Genomic DNA, 19846 nt, shown 5'->3' on the forward strand with positions numbered 1-19846 from the left:
GCAAGCATGGCATATTCGCTTGATGACCGTTTCATTCGGGAACTGCCTGCAGATAGTGAAATTGCGCTGAGCACCGACGATTTACGGGTGTTTTATGGCGACAAGGAAGCTATCCACGGGGTGAGTTTGCCCTTTGAACGCTACAAAATTACGTCCTTGATTGGTCCTAGTGGTTCGGGTAAGTCCACTTATTTGCGCTCGTTGAACCGGATGAACGACACGGTTCCAGGCGCGCACGTTGAGGGTCGAATCAATTACCGGGGATTGAACATTAACTCTTCTGAAGTGGATGTGTACGAGATGCGCAAGCACATCGGGATGGTGTTCCAGCGGCCGAACCCCTTTGCCAAATCAATTTATGACAACATCACTTTTGCCCTGAAGCGTTTCGGCATGCGGGATAAGGAGCAGCTTGATGCAATTGTTGAGATGAGCCTGCAGGGGGCCGCACTCTGGGATGAGGTTAAGGACAAGCTGCATAAAAGCGCTTTGGCCTTGTCTGGTGGGCAGCAGCAGCGGCTGTGTATTGCCCGGGCAATTGCGATGCACCCCGACGTATTGCTACTGGACGAACCGGCCAGCGCACTGGATCCCATCTCAACGGCCGCTGTCGAGGACACCTTGCTGCGGCTCAAGGATTCATACACGATCATTATCGTGACCCACAACATGCAGCAGGCTGCCCGGATCAGTGATTACACGGCGTTCTTTTACAGTGGCCAGTGCCTTGAATTCGATGAGACCAGCAAAATCTTTACGCGGCCGAAGATCCAGGCGACTGATGATTACGTTGCTGGGCATTTCGGTTAGCATTGGCGACGGCTGCTTATTAGGCAGGAGGAGTGAACATGGCAGAAGAGATTATTACGGCCAAGGACGTGCGGCTCAAGTATGGCGATTTCGAAGCGCTGCACGGTATTGACCTCAGTTTTCGCAAAAATGAAATCACGGCCATGATTGGTCCCAGTGGCTGCGGCAAGTCGACGTTCTTGCGCTGCTTGAACCGGATGAATGACTTGATTGACGGTGTGACCATTACTGGTGACATGCGGCTCGAGGGTAAGGATATCTACGCTCCCGATACCGATGCAGTTGAGTTGCGCAAGCAGGTCGGGATGGTGTTCCAGCAGCCGATTCCCTTCCCGTTTAGTATTTATGACAACGTTGTGTATGGTTTGCGCGTGGCCGGAGTTAAGGACCGCGGAACGCTTGACGCCGCCGTTGAGAAGAGTTTGCGGCAGGCTGCGCTGTGGGATGAGGTTAAGGATAAGTTGCACGACTCCGCACTGGGGCTTTCGGGCGGTCAGCAGCAGCGGGTTGCGATTGCCCGCGTGCTTGCAACCCAGCCGGAAGTAATCTTGATGGATGAACCAACTAGTGCGCTCGACCCAATCGCAGCCACCTTGATCGAAAACATGTTGCTTGAACTGCGGAGTGACTATACAATCATTATTGTCACGCACAGCATGCATCAGGCCTCACGGATCTCAGACCGGACGGCGTTTTTCTTGCAGGGTAATCTGGTCGAATTTGCACCAACCAAGACGATTTTCATGAATCCGCAGAAGAAAGAAACTGAGGATTACATCAGTGGGCGTTTTGGCTAGATGAAGCGCAGGGTTGCTAGCGCGCGGCAGTAGGGACGGCTTTTATAATCAAAAGGGGGCACGGATGATGCGTCAAGAATTCAGTCAGGATCTGCAGGACTTGCACGTGAGCTTTACGGAAATGGGAATGATGGTGAATGAAGCCATTCACAAGTCTGTTAAGGCGTTCATCAATCACGACAAGGCCTTGGCCCGAACGGTGATTGCTGATGACCACAAAATCAACGAACACGAAGTTAGTTTGGAGCAGCACTGTTTCGAAATCATCGCCCTGCAGCAGCCAGTGACCAGTGACTTGCGCCAGGTTGTGACGGCGATGAAGGCGAGCGCGGACCTTGAACGCATGGGCGACCACGCTGTTTCGATTGCCAAATCAACCATTCGGGTTAAGGGCAAAACGCGGGTGCCTGAGATCGAGGATACCTTAGCGCAGATGGCTGCGTCCGTTAAGAAAATGGGCGAAGAGGTTCTTGACGCGTATGTGCACACCGACTACAAGCGGGCCGCGACCATTGCGGCTGAAGACCATCATGTCAATGGCTTCTCACGAGATGTTTACCAGGCCTGCATTAAACACATGCAGGAGGATGCCAACACGGTCGTTGGTGCGATGGATTACATGCTCGTGGCCTCATACTTGGAGCGAATCGGGGATTACGTCACGAACATTTGTGAATGGATCGTTTACCTGCACAATGGCAAACTGACCGAACTCAACAATAATGCCGATGAGGATAAATTCTGATTGCACATTTTGCAGTCCCGGCCCGACCGTGCCTTGCCTTAGCCTGATTCCGCCGCCGCGGAACCGGGCTTTTTTCACAGAGTGGCAGCTCGCGGTTAAAAGTTGTTAATCGGTCTAAGGTCGGACAATAAAATCAACCTTTGGCCCTATGTAATCCTCGCGGGGGCGCTGCATAATAGGATTATCGAATCCGAAGTCAAATGGAGGCCGAGACATGAATGAACGTGAACGAATTTTAGACTTAGTAAAAAAAGGTGTTTTATCAAGTGAAGAGGGCCTGGTTCTACTTGAGAACCTCGCCAAGCAGGACAAACAGAATGTGGCGGATGCAAAACCAGCTACCGAACCTAAGCAGCCTGAAGCTCCCCAGGACGATTCAGCGCAGCCGGATGCCCCAGCTGATGGTGATCCTGAGCTAGACGCGGCCAACAAGCGCCGTGCCGAAGTTAAAACCGCGCTGGACACCAGCGCAGAGGAACTTGCAAAGTTGCGGCGGCAGAGCGCCGCTAACGATGAGCAGATCATCGTTTACGACACGATGGAAGATCTGGATACCCTGACGCCAGAAAAGGCACAGGCCCGCAGCGACCTGCAGGTTCAAAATGCCGCCCTCAGTAAGCAGATCAGTGCTCTCGAGGAAAAGCGAACCCAGCTCAAGCAGGAGCAGAGTGAACTGGACCGGAAGCTCCGGAAGGAAGACCTGAAGAGTAGTATCAATCGGGTCATTCCTGACGATTGGCAAGATCAGGCCAAGAGTGCCGCAGCAGATTTGGGCAAAACTGTTAGTGATGCCAGCAGCCAAATTGGGTCAATCGTTAAGCACACGGCTAAAACCGTAATGGACAACGTGGACTGGAAGGACATCACCGTTCGGGTTCCTGGTATTGCGACCCAGAAGTTCACCCATACTTTTGATTTTCCGAATTGCGCAGCCAGTGTGCTCGACGTGAACGTTGCTAACGGGGACGTGCAGCTTAAGGCGTGGGATGAAGATGACATTAAAGTTGAGGCAAGCATTCGTTTCTTCGGCAAGGTTGACGGCGATTTGGTTGAAGAATTCACCCAGCGGAGCCGAATCGAGGCTGATGCGGACCACTTCATTTTCCAAGTGCCAAACAAGCGAATCGAGGCCAACCTGGTAATCAGTTTGCCGCAGCGTGATTATGACCACGTTGCCCTCCGCACCCTTAATGGGGATGCCAAAATGACCGATGTCCGCGGTAAGGACTTCTTTGCGAAGACAACCAATGGTAATCTGCGGTTTGAAAACCTGCAGGCGGTCATGTTGGAAGCGGAAAATGTTAACGGAGATGTTAAGGCCGTTGACGCTACCGTCAATTCTGCACTGATCAGTACCGTCAATGGCGATGCGCGTTTAGCTGGTCGTGCGCGCTCTGCTAAGTTGTCAACGGTTAATGGGGACGTCAAAGTCACCCTTCGCGGCAGCGCCAAGACTGTTAACGCAACGAGCGTTAATGGGGACGTGAAGGTTGCCGTTCCGGCAAGCAGCGGTCTCAGCGGGCAGGTTAAATCCCGCTTTGGCAGCATTCGTTCCCGGATGACTGGTGTTGACACGCCTAACAAGCGGATGCGCAGCATCAATCTTGATCGCGCTGGCGATGGGGTGAGCGTTTTGAACCTGAGCACCGTTACTGGTGAGGTTCTGCTTAAAGACACAGATATTGAGAAGTAGGTGATTGCTTTTTGCCACTGTTGTTAATTCCACTAGTCATGATTGGCCTTGTGCTGTTACTGGTGGTGCCAGTCATGTTGCTTTACATGTTGTTTAAATTTCTTGCTTTACCAATTATGATTTTGCTGATTGTGTGGCTCTATGGCCGTTTGCACCCACAAGCAGGTGGGCACGACAAGCACATCCAGCGGACACAGTACCGGCACTTCACCGGCCACAGCTGGGCCCAGCCAGGTGCGCAGCCGCAACGGAAAGACGTGACCGGCAGCGCTGAGGAACACGATGCGCAGGGTGGGGCGCATGAACAGCAGCACTGGGATGATTTCTAGGCTTCAGAAAGAAATCAGGTGCGCCAACTGAATTAGAATGTAGGGGCGACGTTGCCATAGCAGCGCCGCCCTTTTGCTAGCACCGTGCATTTAGTTAAAGAGTCCCGCCTGGAACCGCCGGTGTGCGGGCGAGTATGGTAAACTATAGACTAGTATATAAGAGGGTAGGTGAACGCAATGGCTGATTATGTAACCGTCGCCGCTTTGGTTGACGCTGCTAACCTGACCGTAATAAGTGGTAAGGAATATTTGGCTGAACGTCAGATTGTCGTCAGTGACATTTCGCGTCCCGGGCTTGAACTCACGGGTTTCTTTAACTATTATCCCCATGAGCGGATTCAATTGTTCGGGCGCACTGAAATTTCTTTTGCCCGGAACATGTCCAGTGATGACCGGAAGGAAGTCCTGCGGCGGATGTGTGCCCGGGACACCCCGGCGTTTATTGTTTCACGGGGGTTAGAAGCACCCGCTGAGATGTTGACGGCTGCGGCTGCGGCCCACATACCGGTTCTGAGCTCGACACTGCCCACGACCCGGCTGTCTTCTCTAATTACCGATTATCTTGACGGTCAGCTCGCTGAGCGGCAGAGTATTCACGGCGTGCTCGTGGACCTCTTCGGCCTGGGCGTCCTGATTACCGGGGATTCCGGGATTGGGAAGTCTGAAACTGCGCTGGAACTTATCCAGCGGGGCCACCGGCTGATTGCTGATGATCGGGTCGATGTTTACCAGCAGGATGAACAGACCGTGATCGGTGAAGCCCCAGCGATTTTGTCGCACATGCTTGAAGTGCGCGGCATTGGGATTATTGACGTGATGGATCTGTTCGGTGCTGGCGCCGTGCGTCAGAGCACTTCAATCAGCCTGATCGTCCACCTTGCTAACTGGACGTCCGACAAAACCTTCGATCGCCTCGGCACAGGCATCGACAAGCAGATGATTTTTGATGTTCCCGTGTCCAAAATCACCGTGCCGGTTAAAGTCGGTCGGAACCTCGCCATTTTGATTGAGGTTGCCGCCATGAATTACCGTGCCAAAACAATGGGTTACGATGCGACCAAGAAGTTTGAGACCAACTTGAACAACCTGATTGAACAGAACTCAGAAAACAAAGATTAGGAGAACGTGATGGTTGCTGCTTTAAACCCAATCGCCCTCCGTCTGGGTGGCCTGGAGATCCATTGGTATGGGGTGATCATCGCTTTTGGCGTGATGCTCGCCGTGTACCTTGCTTCGACAGAGGCCAAAAGGCGGAACGTCAACGAGGACCACATCCTGAACCTGGTCTTGTGGGCGTTGCCCTTCGCACTCATTGGAGCGCGCATTTACTACGTTGTGTTTGAATGGCCGTACTATTCCGCCCACCCGAGCGAAATTATCGCTATTTGGCACGGCGGCATTGCGATTTACGGGGCCTTGATTGCCTCCGCAATCGTCTTCATCGTTTACTGCCGCGTCAAGGACCTGTCCATCTGGCTGATTCTGGATATTGCCGCGCCGACCGTCATGCTGGCGCAAGCAATTGGCCGGTGGGGCAACTTCATGAACCAGGAGGCGTTTGGTCAGATCACCAAGCTATCCTTCTTGCGCGAGTTGCACCTGCCTGAATGGATCAGTCAGCAGATGCTGATTGGCGGGCACTACCGGATGCCGACTTTCCTGTTCGAATCGGCGTGGAACTTGACTGGTTTTATCATCATCATGTCCATACGGCATCATGCCAAGTGGTTCCAGCAGGGAGAAATTTTTCTCACCTACGTGCTCTGGTACAGTTTCGGCCGTTTCTTCGTTGAGGGGATGCGAACCGATAGCTTGTATCTCGGAGCTGGGATTCGGGTATCACAATTAGTTTCAATTATTTTGTTTGTCTGTGCGGCCGCGCTATTCATCTATCGCCGCCGCCAGCAGAGTTCCCCATGGTACATGGAGGGAAATCTGAACGCCGCTATTAACAATAAGGAGTGAATCTTTTGTCAGTCAAAATTGCAGTTCTTGGTGCCGGTTCATGGGGCACAGTGCTTGCCAACTTGCTTACCGAAAATGGGCATGACGTCACGATTTGGGCGTACATGCAGAAGGACTCTGCTGAAATCAACGAGAAGCACAGTAACGAGCACTACCTGCCTGGCCTGCGCCTTGATAGCCGTTTGAAGGCAACGTCTGACTTGAAGACCGCCGTTGATGGGGTCGACATCGTGCTCTTCGTCGTCCCAACCAATGTTGTGCGGGGGGTTGCTGAACAGCTGTTGCCACTGCTCCAGGAGAGCGGGAACAAGCCGGTCCTGGTCACCGCTGCTAAGGGTCTTGAAGTTGGCACTTACATGCGGGTTTCCCAAGTGATTGAGTCCGTTATTCCAGCCGCCAACTGCAAGGGGGTTGTGGCGATCTCTGGTCCTAGCCACGCCGAGGACACTTCAGTTAAAGACATCACGACTCTGACAGCAGCATCAACCAATCTTGAAGCTGCGCAGTACGTGCAGAAGGTTTTTGCAAACAGTTACTTCCGTCTGTACACCAACCAGGACGTGATTGGTGTTGAGATGGGAGCCGCCCTGAAGAACGTTATCGCAATTGGCGCTGGTGCCCTGCACGGCTTAGGTTATGGTGATAATGCCAAAGCAGCCTTGATCACCCGGGGCCTGGCTGAAATCAGTCGGCTTGGGGTAGCGATGGGTGCTGATCCACTGACATTTATCGGCTTGTCCGGTGTGGGGGACCTGATCGTTACGGCAACAAGTGTGCACTCCCGTAACTGGCGGGCTGGTAACCAGCTCGGCCACGGTGAGAGCCTGAAGGACGTTCTGGACAACATGGGCCAGGTCGTTGAAGGGGTCTCCACGGCTAAAGTTGCCCACGAATTGGCCGCCCAAAAGGGTGTTGAGATGCCAATCACGGATGCAATTTACTCCGTGCTGTACGAGGAAAAGCCGATCAAAAAGGCAATTTCTGACCTTATGCAGCGTGAAAGTAAGCCTGAATTTGATTACTAAGCCACAGACTTTACTTTTTGCCCGCAACAGGGTATAGTTAGTTCATTCTTACAAATAGTAAGTGGTGAAGGGGGATAAGCGCATGAGCAAAGAAGTTGACGTAGTCGTAATTGGCGCTGGTCCTGGGGGCATGACCGCGGCACTTTACGCTTCACGTTCTAACCTATCCGTTGTAATGATCGACCGCGGGATTTATGGCGGCCAGATGAACAACACGGCAACGATTGAAAACTATCCGGGTTACCCATCAATTATGGGCCCTGATCTTGGCGAGAAGATGTATGCTGGGGCAACTCAGTTTGGCGCCGAGTACGCGTACGGTAACATCACTGGTATTGAGGACCACGGGCGCACCAAGACCGTGCACACCGATGATGGTGATTATGAGACTAAGGCGGTTGTTATCGCTACTGGGTCCGAGTACAAGAAACTCGGCATTCCTGGTGAGGAAGAGTACGCTGGCCGGGGTGTCTCTTACTGTGCCGTGTGTGATGGTGCGTTCTTCAAAGGTCAGGATTTAATTGTTATCGGTGGCGGCGATTCCGCGGTTGAGGAAGGTGTCTACTTAACTCAGCTAGCCAATTCCGTAACAATCATTCACCGGCGCGACCAGCTCCGGGCCCAGCAGATCCTGCAGAAGCGGGCATTTGCTAACCCGAAGATCAAGTTCATTTGGAACGCACAGGTTGAGGAGATTACCGGTGATGACAAAGGTGTCACTGGTGTTGATTACAAGGACAAAATCACTGGCGAGCAGAAGCATGTTGCTGGCGGTGGTACCTTTATCTATGTTGGCATCAAGCCGATGACTGCCGCTTTTGCTGGTCTCGGCATCTTGGATGAGCAGGGCTGGGTCAAGACGGATGACACGATGCACACCAGTGTGCCCGGTATCTTCGCAATTGGTGATGTGCGGCAGAAGAAGTTACGTCAGATCACCACTGCGGTCGGTGATGGTGGCTTAGCAGGTCAGGGTGTCTTTGATTACATCCAGACGCTGAGCGACGAGACAACTACTGCTTAAGATTGACAAATATAGTTCGGAAATGGGGCTGCTGATTAGTGGTCCCGTTTTTTTGTGGCCAAAATTGGCTGGAATTGCCCAGGTGGTTTAAGACAATTAGCGGTGTTTTGGCCGAATCCCCTGTATCTGCCAGCGTTTCCATGTATACTAGGCTGTAGAATACTAACAGAATTGGAGCTGGAAGAATGGACTTCGAGACAAGATATGCGCGGTGGACGCAGCAGGCTGATTTGCCCGCAGAGCTACAGGCAGATTTGGCAAAACAAAAGGACGACGCGGCTTTGCGAGAGGACGCATTTGCGGTCCCGCTGAGCTTTGGGACCGCGGGGATGCGCGGCGTGTTTGGTGCCGGAATCAACCGGATGAATATCTACACCGTTGCGCAGGCCACTGCTGGGCTCGCGCGGTACATGACGGAACTCGGTCAGGAGACGATGGATCGCGGCGTGGCAATCAGTTTTGACTCGCGGCATAACTCTGAATTGTTTGCCCATGTGTCTGCGGCTGTGTTGGGTGCAGCCGGCATCAAGAGCTACGTGTTTGATGCGCTCCGGCCAGTACCAGAACTATCATTTGCTGTGCGCTACCTGCACGCTTTTGCCGGAATCATGATCACTGCTAGCCACAACCCGAAGGAATACGATGGGTACAAGCTCTATGGTGAGGACGGCGGTCAGCTGCCGCCCGACGCATCGGATCGCATCACGGAGTACGTCCGCAACGTGGATGATATCTTCAGCATTCCGCAGGCCAATGAGAGCGAAATGCGCATGTCTGGTCTGATGACCCTGATCGGCGAAGATGTCGACTCCGCTTATCTGGACGCTGTTGCTGGTGTTACCATCGATTCAGAACTGGTTCACCGGGTTGGGAAGACCATGAAGCTGGTCTACACACCGCTGCACGGGACCGGCAAAATTCCGGTTATGCGCGCGTTACAGGCCGCGGGTTTTGCGAACTTTAGCATGGTGAAAAAGCAGGCGATTTACGATCCTGAATTCATTACCGTTAAGCACCCGAACCCTGAGTTCAAAGAGGCCTTTGACCTTTCAATCGCGCTCGGTAAACAGCAGGGGGCTGACCTTCTGATCGCGACCGACCCGGATGCCGACCGCTTGGGTGCGGCTGTGCGGACTGGTGATGAGTACCACTTGCTTACTGGTAATCAAATCGCTAGTCTCCTGCTCAATTACATTCTGCACGCCAGCAAGAAAGCCGGTAAGCTGCCGCAGAACGCTGCCGTTGTGAAGAGCTTTGTTTCTACTGAGCTTGCCGACCGCATCTGTGCCGACTACGGGGTCAAGATGATTACCGTTGAGACAGGGTTCAAGTTCATCGGTGACGCAATCGCGCACTTTGAACAAAGCGGTGAGCACACCTTCATGTTTGGCTTCGAAGAGAGTTACGGCTACCTGATCAAGCCATTCGTGCGGGACAAGGATGCCGTGCAGTCAACCTTGCTGTTGGCTGAAGTGGCCGCGTACTACTCCGAACGGGGAATGACCCTGGCTGATGCGCTGGAGGAACTGTACAAGCGTTACGGCTATTTCGACGAGTCCACGACCGCCCTTGAATTCACAGGGATCACCGGACCGAAGAAGATGGCTGGCCTCATGCACGCGTTCCGGGAGCAGGCGCCCGCTGATTTTGCTGGCACCGCGATTGTGCGTAGTGAGGACTACTTGAGTGGTGTCGCCAAGACAAGTGCTGGTACCGAACAACTGACCTTGCCTAAAGCCGACGTTCTGAAGTACTACCTTAGCGATGGCACCTGGATTGCTATTCGGCCAAGTGGCACCGAGCCAAAGGTCAAGTTTTACATTGGTGTTAGTGCGGATGCGGCTGATGTTGCCGCTAAGAAACTGGCTGACTACCATACGGCATTGAGCGCATTTGCTGATTCCGTTGAAGAGTAATCGTTAAAGCTTTGCCCGCAGCAACCGAGAAGTCGGGGCTGCGGGTTTTTATTTGATTATTTCCCGGGTGATGACCGGCAAAATTTACATTGTATGCACTTAGTCGGTTACCGCACGCATTGTTGGCGAGCTGCAGGAGTACGCAAATGCTCAGCTTCAAACCGTCCCGCTCCGCTCTGTGTTTACGCTCTGTGGCGAAAGTGTGTTCGCTATGGTAGACTACTAGCAGATAATAAAGTACGGCACTGGCTGCTTGGCGGGCTGAAATTATGGTTTCAGCCCTATTGATATCCGGTGACGCGGATTGGAGGAACGAAAATGGCAGACACACGTGAACAACGGCCTTTTGAATTGGTCTCACCATACAAACCGGCTGGGGACCAGCCGCAAGCAATCAAACAGTTGGTTGACGGTTTCAAAGCTGGTGAGAAGGAGCAGATTTTGCTTGGTGCGACCGGGACCGGCAAAACCTTCACGATGAGTAACGTGATTGCACAGCTCAATAAACCGACCCTGATTTTGTCGCATAACAAAACCTTGGCGGGGCAGCTGTACGGGGAATTCAAACAGTTCTTTCCGCACAATGCGGTTGAGTACTTTGTTTCTTACTACGATTACTACCAGCCAGAAGCTTATGTTCCGAGCTCCGACACCTATATCGAAAAAGATTCGGCAATCAACGACGAGATTGACCAATTACGGCACGCAGCAACCAGTGCGCTGCTCACGCGTAGTGATGTGATTGTGGTCGCCTCCGTATCCAGTATCTTCGGGTTAGGGAACCCAAAGGAATATTTTGACCACTTGATTTCCTTGCGCCCAGGGATGGAGATGGACCGCAACAGCTTGTTGCGCTCACTCGTTGACATTCAGTACGATCGCAATGATATTGATTTTCAGCGGGGCCGCTTCCGGGTGCGGGGAGATGTTGTTGAAATTTTCCCAGCCAGTGGTTCTGAGCACGCAATCAGAGTCGAGTTCTTCGGCGACGAAATCGACCGGATCACCGAGGTGGATGCATTAACCGGTGAGGTGCTCGGCACGCTTGACCACGTTGCGATTTTCCCAGCCACTCACTTCATGACCAACGATGACCAGATGGACGTTGCCATTCAGGGAATTAGTGATGAACTGGATGCCCGACTCAAGGAGCTGCGGGCTGACGACAAATTGCTAGAGGCCCAGCGTTTGGAGCAGCGGACTAATTACGATATTGAAATGCTGCGCGAGATGGGCTACACCAGTGGGGTTGAGAACTATTCGCGGCACATGGACGGCCGCAAACCTGGCGAACCGCCATACACGCTGCTGGACTTTTTCCCCAAGGACTTCAACATCATGGTCGATGAAAGTCACGTCACGATGCCACAGCTGCGGGCGATGTACAACGGCGACCGGGCACGGAAACAGGTGCTGATCGACTATGGCTTCCGCTTGCCGAGTGCGCTGGATAACCGGCCGCTAAAGCTGGAGGAATTTGAGCAGCACGTCAAGCGCATTTTGTACGTTTCCGCGACCCCTGGGCCCTACGAAATGGACCGGGTCCCGAAGAAGGACGTTGCTGAACAGATCATTCGCCCAACTGGCTTGCTCGATCCAACGATTGAGGTGCGGCCGATCATGGGCCAAATTGACGACTTGGTTGAGGAAATCAACAAGCGGACCGCTAACAAGGAGCGAGTTTTTGTCACGACTTTAACCAAGAAGATGGCCGAAGACTTGACGGATTACCTGAAGGAACTAGGCATTAAGGTCAAGTACCTGCACTCAGACATCAAAACGTTGGAACGGACGCAGATCATTAGAGATTTGCGGCTGGGTAAATTTGACGTCTTAGTCGGAATCAACTTGCTGCGGGAAGGCATTGACGTGCCCGAAGTCTCGCTGATTGCGATTCTGGATGCCGACAAAGAAGGTTTTCTGCGTGCGGAGCGGTCACTCATCCAAACTATCGGGCGCGCGAGCCGGAACGAACATGGGCACGTCATCATGTATGCTGATTCGGTGACCGAATCCATGCAGGGGGCGATCGACGAAACCAAACGGCGTCGGCAGATTCAGGAAAAGTTCAATGAAGACCATGGCATCACGCCGAAGACCATCATCAAGCCAATCCGGGACAATATCTCGAATATTAACAAGAACGACAAGGACGACGATGCCAAGAAGACATTCGCTGAGGTTGACATGGCCGACATGACCAAGGACGAGAAGAAGGAACTGGTCAAGAACTTGCGCGAACAGATGCAGGCGGCCGCCAAGAAGCTGGACTTCGAGCAGGCGGCGAACCTGCGCGACACGATTCTAGAGCTAGAAGCTTAGCTTGTCTTAGCTGGCGTTTTGGTCACCACGTGATTATTAAATAAATTGAGGATTATTAAATGGCAACTGATAAAATCGAGATCCACGGCGCACGTAGCCACAACTTAAAAAATATTGACGTAACGATTCCGCGCAACAAGATGGTGGTCGTTACCGGTCTGTCTGGGTCGGGCAAGAGCTCACTAGCCTTCGACACGCTCTACGCTGAGGGGCAGCGGCGTTACGTTGAGAGCTTATCTGCATACGCCCGTCAGTTTTTGGGGCAAATGGACAAGCCAGACGTTGATTCAATTGACGGTTTATCACCAGCCATTTCGATCGATCAGAAGACGACCTCGAAGAACCCACGGAGTACCGTGGGGACTGTCACCGAGATCAATGATTACTTGCGGCTGCTCTGGGCCCGGGTCGGGACACCAATTTGCCCGAACGACGGCACGCCAATTGTGAGCCAATCCGTTGAACAGATGGTCAATAGAGTTTTGGAACTGCCAGCAGGCACCAGGCTGCAACTGCTGAGTCCGATTATTCGCCACCGCAAAGGTGAGCACAAAAAGGTTTTTGCCAAAATTCAGCGGGAAGGTTACGTCCGGATGCGCGTTGATGGCGAAGTCGTCGACGTGAACCCTGATTACGAGGTCGATAAGAACAAGTTCCATGACATCGACATCGTCATTGACCGGATCGTGGTGAAGCCCGAAGTACGGTCCCGTCTGTTCGATTCCTTTGAGGCAGCATTGCGGCTATCTGAAGGCTACGCCACTGTGGATGTCATCGGGGGCGACCCACTTGTCTTTTCAGAGCATTATGCTTGCCCAATTTGTGGCTTCTCAGTCGGCGAACTCGAACCCCGGCTGTTTTCGTTCAACGCCCCATTTGGTGCCTGCCCAGTTTGTGACGGCCTAGGCAGCAAGTTGAACGTTGACGTTGATTTGGTCGTGCCCGACCCAACGCTTACCCTGAAGCAGGGTGCGCTGGCACCATGGAACCCAATCAGTTCCCAGTACTACCCGGCACTGCTCGAACAGGCTTGCACGGCGTTTGGCATTCCTATGGACGTGCCATTTAACAAGCTCAGCAAGGAGGATCAGGGTACGGTTCTGCACGGCGCCGGCAGTCGGACTTTCCATTTCCACTATGAGAATGATTTCGGTGGGGTGCGGGATCTAGACGTTGAGTTTGAAGGGGTCATGCCTAACGTTGAGCGCCGCTACCGCGACACCAACAGTGACTTCACCCGTGGCCAGATGCGGCTATACATGACCGCATTGACCTGCCCAGCTTGCCACGGTAAGCGGCTGAACCCGCAGGCCCTCGCCGTTAAGGTTGACGGTAAAGATATCGCCGAAGTTAGTGATTTTGCCATCAAGGACGGCCTGCCGTTTTTCAAGCAACTCAAACTCAGTGAGCAAAACAAGACCATTGCCCAGCCAATCGTGAAGGAAGTCGTTGATCGCCTGACCTTCCTGATTAATGTTGGCTTGGATTACCTGACCTTGTCCCGGAGTGCGGGGACGCTTTCCGGTGGTGAAGCCCAACGAATTCGCTTGGCAACGCAAATTGGCTCCAATCTCTCCGGCGTGCTCTACGTACTGGATGAACCATCGATTGGTTTGCACCAGCGCGACAATAACCGGCTGATCTCATCGCTGAAAAAGATGCGGGACCTCGGCAACACCTTGGTAATCGTTGAACACGATGAGGACACGATGCTCGCGGCGGATTACCTGATCGATATCGGGCCTGGCGCTGGTGAGCACGGTGGTGAAGTCATGGCCGCCGGAACGCCTAAGCAGGTCATGCACAGCCGTAAGTCGCTGACCGGGAAGTACCTTTCTGGGCGCAAATTCATTCCAGTGCCGACCGAACGGCGTGCTGGTAATGGCGAAGTGATCCGCGTTACCGGTGCCCGTGAGAACAACCTGAAGAACATCAGCGTTGATTTTCCTCTGGGCAAGTTCATCGGGGTGACCGGTGTTTCCGGTTCTGGCAAGTCAACGCTCGTGAACTCAATTTTGAAGCGCGCGCTCAAGCAGAAGTTGAATCACAACTCAGAAAAGCCTGGGAAGTATAGTTCCATTTCTGGTTGGGAAAAATTGGAAAAAATTGTTGATGTAGACCAATCCCCGATTGGGCGGACGCCGCGTAGTAATCCGGCCACCTATACGGGTGTATTCGATGACATTCGCGGCTTGTTCGCGCAGACCACGGAAGCGAAGCTCCGGGGCTACAAGAAGGGCCGCTTCAGTTTCAACGTCAAAGGTGGGCGTTGTGAGAACTGTAAGGGCGACGGGATCATCAAAATTGAGATGAACTTCCTGCCTGACGTTTACGTGCCTTGTGAGGTTTGCCACGGTTCGCGATACAATTCCGAGACACTAGAGGTCACCTACAAGGGTAAGAACATCTCTGAAATTTTGAACATGACCGTCAACGAGGCTGTGCAGCTATTCGCACCAATTCCAAAGATTGCCCGCAAGCTACAAACAATCGTTGATGTTGGTCTGGGCTACGTCACCTTGGGTCAGTCCGCAACCACGCTCTCCGGTGGTGAGGCACAGCGCATGAAGCTTGCTAGTGAGCTGCAAAAGAAGAGCACCGGCAAGAACTTCTATATTCTTGACGAACCAACCACTGGTCTACACACGGATGACATTGGCCGGCTACTCGGCGTACTGCAGCGGCTGGTTGATGAGGGTAACACCGTCCTCGTTATCGAGCACAACCTGGATGTGATCAAGTGCGCCGATTGGCTGATCGACTTGGGGCCAGATGGCGGTGACGGTGGCGGTCAGGTCGTTGCTACTGGTACGCCAGAAACAATTGCTAAGTGTGCGGATAGCTATACCGGTCAGTACCTCGGCCCAATCATGAAGCGAGACGAGGATCGCGCCGCGGCACGTAAACGCTAGACGTGGTAGAATTGGTAAAAAGTTGCTAGGAGGCTAAAGCCATGTACTTTTCACGTAAACGTTGGGGCTTTGATTGGCGCGAATTATTTACCGGCGTGTTGTTTGTCATTGCGGGCATTTTCCTGTTCATCCATCCGGGTGCCGGGCTTGTGACCTTGGCCTTGATGTTTGGCGCGATTGCCATCATCCGGGGAATCACCGCGATTGCCAGTTTCTTCAAAATGCGGGCGTACACTCCGCACATGTCTTGGGTCCTGCTCCTGTCAGGAATTATTGACGTGCTGCTCGGGTTGCTGTTTCTCTTTAATGTTCCCGCTGGCATCATGGGGGTTTCGATTCTCTTTGCCATCTGGTTTGTCATCGACTCAGTGGCCAACCTGGTCAATGTCGGCCACTTGCGCCGCATGAGCACGCTGTGGTTCGTGATTTCGCTTGCTTTGGATATCCTGACGTTGCTGCTAGCCATTTTGCTGTTGATGCAGCCGGTCGTGGCCGCGGTCTCCTTCGCGATGCTCGTTGCGATTTATCTGGTCCTCTTTGGCATCAATGCCATTGTGATCGCCTTTGCGCGGAGCATTTAATTTTAATTTTAACTTGAACTAACTGTGGGGTCCGGATTCTGTCCGGGCCCTTTTTTTACAGAGCGAAGCGGGGCGCACAGAAGCTGAGCATTTGCGTACTCCGGAAGAAATGCCGGGTTTTGGCATTACTTCCGGAGTGTGCAAAGCGCAGGGTTCGCTACGCTGTCCTTTGAACTAATGGCAGCAAGCTGCAAAAGTTCAAGAGGCTGCCCCGCGTAGCTCGACTTGTGACCAATAGCGTTAGGTCAGGTTATGTAAGCGTATAATGGGGACAAAATGTAAGTGCACGAATGGAGGAACTAACAATGCCAGATGAACGATTAGATTGGGACCACTACTTCATGGTGCAGGCGGTGCTCCTCGCTGCCCGCAGTACCTGCAAACGGTTGTCAGTTGGGGCGCTACTAGTGCGCGACAAGCGAGTCATTGCGGGGGGCTATAACGGTTCGGTCTCCGGGGATGAGCACTGCATCGATAGTGATTGTTACGTAGTTGATGGGCACTGCGTCCGGACGATTCACGCCGAAATGAATGCAGTTTTGCAATGCGCTAAGTTCGGCGTTTCAACGGACGGTGCGAGTGTTTACGTGACCGATTTTCCTTGCTTGCAGTGCACCAAAATGCTCCTGCAGGCCGGCATCAAGCACATCTACTACCTGCGCAACTACAATAATGATCCGTACGCACTGCGCTTGTTGAAGCTGAAAAACGTGCAGGTAACCAACATCCACCTCACTAAGGATAGTGTGCAGCGGAGCCACCTCCTCGATTACGTAGAAGATTAGGAAAGACACGCCCGGCATGCTATACTGTTGGGAAGAGAAGGGGCGATCGTGTGCAAGAAACAGAAAACACAGTCGAATTAGTAATCATTTCGGGGATGTCTGGTGCCGGTAAAACTGTTGCCGTCCAGGCTTTTGAGGACCTCGGCTACTTTTGCATCGACAACATGCCGCCAGCACTGATTCCTAAATTCTGGGAATTACTGACTAAGGCCGGCACAATAAAAAAAGTCGCACTGGTTGTGGATCTGCGCAGTCGGGCCTTTTACGATCAGATTGTTGATATTCTGAACGGCTTGGAAAACAGCGAGGACGTTAACGCTCGCGTGCTGTTCCTGGATGCGACGGACACGGAGCTTGTGTCCCGTTACAAGGAAACCCGGCGCGCCCACCCCTTAGCGATGGAGGGCCGGCTGATGGACGGCATCACCAAGGAACGCGAATTGTTGCGGCCACTCCGGAACCACGCGGAAGTCATCATTGACACGACCAACTTGTCACCGCGGGAACTACGGGAGGAACTATTTGCCAGCTTCAAGAACAAGCGGCGGCCGGTGTTCCACCTCGAAGTCATGAGTTTTGGCTTTAAATATGGTTTACCTCTGGACGCAGATATTGTGATGGACGTGCGGTTCTTGCCGAATCCTTACTACGTCCCTGAGTTGAAGGAGAAAAATGGGACGGATCCCGACGTGTACGATTACGTCATGAAAAATCCGCTTGCCGAGAGCTTTTTCAAGCAATACGACCAGCTCTTGCATGAAATCATGCCTGAGTACATCAAAGAAGGCAAGACTAGCTTGACGATTGCGATTGGCTGCACGGGCGGGCAGCACCGCAGTGTGGCTTTTGCGGAGCGCATCGGGGCTAGTTTCAAGGATGAGTATCCAGTCGATGTGACGCATCGGGATATGGATAAGAGGAAAGAGACGGTGAACCGCTCATGACAGCTGATCACAGAATCATTCGGGTCATCCGCGGGCGCCGGCCAAAAGTCGTCGTTATTGGCGGGGGTACCGGGCTGCCGGTCGTAGTTAAGAACCTGCACGATCAGAACGCTAACGTGACCGCGGTCGTTACCGTTGCCGACGATGGCGGTTCGAGTGGTGCCATTCGTGATTACATCAACGTTGTGCCGCCTGGTGACATCCGCAATGTCCTCGTTGCGTTGTCGGATATGCCGCGGGTGCAGCGCGACATCTTCCAGTATCGTTTTGAAAGCACGGATTCTTTCTTTGCGGGTCATGCGATTGGTAACCTCATTATTGCCGCGCTGACTGAGATGCGCGGTGGGGTGTTCGCCGCCGTGCAGGAGCTGAGCTCGATGATGCAGGTCGATGGGCACGTTTATCCGGCTTGTAACACGCCGCTGACCTTGAATGCCGAATTTACGGACGGCAGCAAAATTTCCGGTGAGGCGGAGATTACCGCCGCGGGTAAACGGATTCAGCACGTGTCGGTTTCCCGGAGCGATAATCAGGGCGAACCTGAGGCCGAACCGGAAGTCGTTAAGGCAATCATGGACGCAGATGTGGTCGTGCTCGGACCGGGGAGCCTGTTCACCAGCATTTTGCCCAACCTCATGATCAAGAATTTGGGTGAGGCGGTGCTTAAAACACAGGCCGAGGTCATCTACATCACCAATATCATGACGCAGAAGGGTGAGACCGATAACTTTACGGATGCTGATCACGTGCGCGTACTCAACCGCCACATGCACGAGAATTTTGTTGACACCGTGCTCGTGAACATTGCGCCAGTTCCAGATGGTTATCTGGACGAGAAGAAGTACGTTGAGATTTCCAAGCCCGTCCGTAGCGATTACAAGGGGCTGCGGGAGATGGGTTGCCGAGTGATTTCGTCTGACTTCCTGAAATTGCGCGATGGCGGTGTGTTCCATGACGGTGACAAGGTGGCGCGAGAGATTTTAAACCTCGCCTTCCAGTCACACCTGAAGAAGGGAAGGGATTAAATGGCCAGTTTTGCCAGCCAAGTCAAAAAAGAGCTGACGCAGCTTGAAGTGCACCCCGAACACGCGAAGGCAGAGCTATCCGCTTTGATTCGCATGAACGGGACTTTGACCATTGTTAACCACCAACTGGGACTTGATGTCCAAACCGAGAATCCAGCCATTGCGCGCCGTTTGTATTCGCTGATGAAGCAGCTGTACGAGTATGATGCCAAGCTAATCGTGCGGCGCAAGATGAAGCTCAAGAAGAACAACCAATACGTTGTGCGCCTGAGCCGGGGCGTGAAGCCGATGCTGCAGGATCTGGAAATACTCGATCCGATGGGCCTGAGTATCAACACGGCTGTTGCGGACAAAATTCTCAGTGAACCGCAACGGATGCGCTCGTATTTGCGCGGTGCGTTCCTCGCCGGTGGGTCGATCAACAATCCGGAAACCAGTCGTTACCACCTGGAAATCTACTCACTGTATGAAAACCACAATGAGGGGATCCTGCAGATGATGAATCATTTTGATTTGAACGCGCGGACCGTGCCGCGGCGCAGTGGCATGATCGTGTACCTGAAGGAAGCGGAAAAAATTTCCGACTTTTTGAACGTGATTGGCGCCACCAGTGCGATGCTCAAGTTCGAAGACATTCGCATCATGCGGGATATGCGCAACTCCGTGAACCGTTTGGTTAACTGCGAGACCGCCAACATGAGCAAGACCGTCGACGCGGCGCAGAAGCAGATTGAGAGTATCAATTACCTGCAAAGTCACGGCGGCTTGGATAAGCTGCCCCAGCGGCTGCAAGACATTGCGGAGGCGCGTGTTGCCAACCCCGAAGTTTCACTAACGGAACTCGGCAAGCTGGTCGCTGGCGGACCAATTTCTAAATCGGGCGTCAACCACCGGCTACGCAAAATCAATGAACTAGCCGATCAAGCGCGGGGAATTAGTGCCTGATCATCCAGTCATTCAAGACACAAAAATA

At 53.0% G+C, this 19846-nt stretch carries 17 protein-coding genes; all 17 read left to right on the forward strand.

All coding sequences use genetic code 11. The features are described 5' to 3' along the window. Positions 1-6: 6 nt before the first annotated feature. The 17 genes from pstB (GN107_RS00375) (at position 7) to whiA (ending at position 19818) form a co-directional block, all read left to right on the forward strand. Positions 7-810 (forward strand): phosphate ABC transporter ATP-binding protein PstB, encoded by an 804-nt coding sequence (gene pstB / locus GN107_RS00375; RefSeq protein WP_155286203.1) that lies wholly within the window; start codon positions 7-9, stop codon positions 808-810. Positions 811-848: 38 nt separating this feature from the next. Further along, positions 849-1607, forward strand: a complete 759-nt coding sequence (pstB, locus tag GN107_RS00380) for a phosphate ABC transporter ATP-binding protein PstB (protein ID WP_155286202.1) — start codon at positions 849-851, stop codon at positions 1605-1607. Positions 1608-1674: 67 nt separating this feature from the next. Beyond that, positions 1675-2352 (forward strand): phosphate signaling complex protein PhoU, encoded by a 678-nt coding sequence (gene phoU, locus GN107_RS00385; RefSeq protein WP_155286290.1) that lies wholly within the window; start codon positions 1675-1677, stop codon positions 2350-2352. Positions 2353-2566: 214 nt separating this feature from the next. Further along, a complete protein-coding gene (liaX, locus tag GN107_RS00390) occupies positions 2567-4045 on the forward strand; it encodes a daptomycin-sensing surface protein LiaX (RefSeq protein ID WP_155286201.1) in 1479 nt (492 codons plus the stop codon). Positions 4046-4056: 11 nt separating this feature from the next. Continuing rightward, positions 4057-4374 (forward strand): hypothetical protein, encoded by a 318-nt coding sequence (locus tag GN107_RS00395; RefSeq protein WP_155286200.1) that lies wholly within the window; start codon positions 4057-4059, stop codon positions 4372-4374. A 177-nt stretch (positions 4375-4551) separates the two neighbouring features. Beyond that, positions 4552-5493 carry an HPr(Ser) kinase/phosphatase gene (hprK, locus tag GN107_RS00400; protein ID WP_155286199.1) on the forward strand — a complete coding sequence of 314 codons (942 nt, stop codon included), beginning with the start codon at positions 4552-4554 and terminating at the stop codon, positions 5491-5493. A 9-nt stretch (positions 5494-5502) separates the two neighbouring features. Further along, positions 5503-6339 (forward strand): prolipoprotein diacylglyceryl transferase, encoded by an 837-nt coding sequence (gene lgt, locus GN107_RS00405; protein WP_155286198.1) that lies wholly within the window; start codon positions 5503-5505, stop codon positions 6337-6339. A gap of 5 nt (positions 6340-6344) precedes the next feature. After that, positions 6345-7364, forward strand: coding sequence for an NAD(P)H-dependent glycerol-3-phosphate dehydrogenase (locus GN107_RS00410; RefSeq protein ID WP_155286197.1), 1020 nt, complete (start codon positions 6345-6347; stop codon positions 7362-7364). 82 nt (positions 7365-7446) lie between these two features. After that, positions 7447-8388: a thioredoxin-disulfide reductase gene (trxB, locus tag GN107_RS00415; RefSeq protein ID WP_155286196.1), complete on the forward strand. Its 942-nt coding sequence runs from the start codon at positions 7447-7449 to the stop codon at positions 8386-8388. A 185-nt stretch (positions 8389-8573) separates the two neighbouring features. Then, entirely contained in the window at positions 8574-10304 is a 1731-nt protein-coding gene (locus tag GN107_RS00420; protein WP_155286195.1) for a phospho-sugar mutase, read from the forward strand. Between the two features lie 318 nt (positions 10305-10622). Then, the gene (gene uvrB, locus GN107_RS00425; protein ID WP_155286194.1) at positions 10623-12626 is read left to right on the forward strand and encodes an excinuclease ABC subunit UvrB; all 2004 of its coding nucleotides are present in this window, start codon (positions 10623-10625) and stop codon (positions 12624-12626) included. A 59-nt stretch (positions 12627-12685) separates the two neighbouring features. After that, on the forward strand, positions 12686-15538 hold the full coding sequence (gene uvrA, locus GN107_RS00430; protein WP_155286193.1) for an excinuclease ABC subunit UvrA: 2853 nt from the start codon (positions 12686-12688) through the stop codon (positions 15536-15538). A gap of 41 nt (positions 15539-15579) precedes the next feature. Next, on the forward strand, positions 15580-16119 hold the full coding sequence (locus tag GN107_RS00435; RefSeq protein ID WP_155286192.1) for an HdeD family acid-resistance protein: 540 nt from the start codon (positions 15580-15582) through the stop codon (positions 16117-16119). Between the two features lie 305 nt (positions 16120-16424). Next, a complete protein-coding gene (locus tag GN107_RS00440; protein ID WP_155286191.1) occupies positions 16425-16904 on the forward strand; it encodes a ComE operon protein 2 in 480 nt (159 codons plus the stop codon). Positions 16905-16954: 50 nt separating this feature from the next. Next, positions 16955-17848: an RNase adapter RapZ gene (gene rapZ, locus GN107_RS00445; protein ID WP_269057677.1), complete on the forward strand. Its 894-nt coding sequence runs from the start codon at positions 16955-16957 to the stop codon at positions 17846-17848. Beyond that, positions 17845-18873 carry a gluconeogenesis morphogenetic factor MgfK gene (mgfK, locus tag GN107_RS00450; protein ID WP_155286190.1) on the forward strand — a complete coding sequence of 343 codons (1029 nt, stop codon included), beginning with the start codon at positions 17845-17847 and terminating at the stop codon, positions 18871-18873. The genes rapZ and mgfK overlap by 4 nt, the downstream gene beginning before the upstream one ends. After that, a complete protein-coding gene (gene whiA, locus GN107_RS00455) occupies positions 18874-19818 on the forward strand; it encodes a DNA-binding protein WhiA (RefSeq protein WP_155286189.1) in 945 nt (314 codons plus the stop codon). It abuts the gene before it with no gap. Positions 19819-19846 lie beyond the last annotated feature (28 nt).

This window comes from Lacticaseibacillus zhaodongensis (assembly GCF_009687905.1).
Lineage (GTDB): Bacteria > Bacillota > Bacilli > Lactobacillales > Lactobacillaceae > Lacticaseibacillus > Lacticaseibacillus zhaodongensis.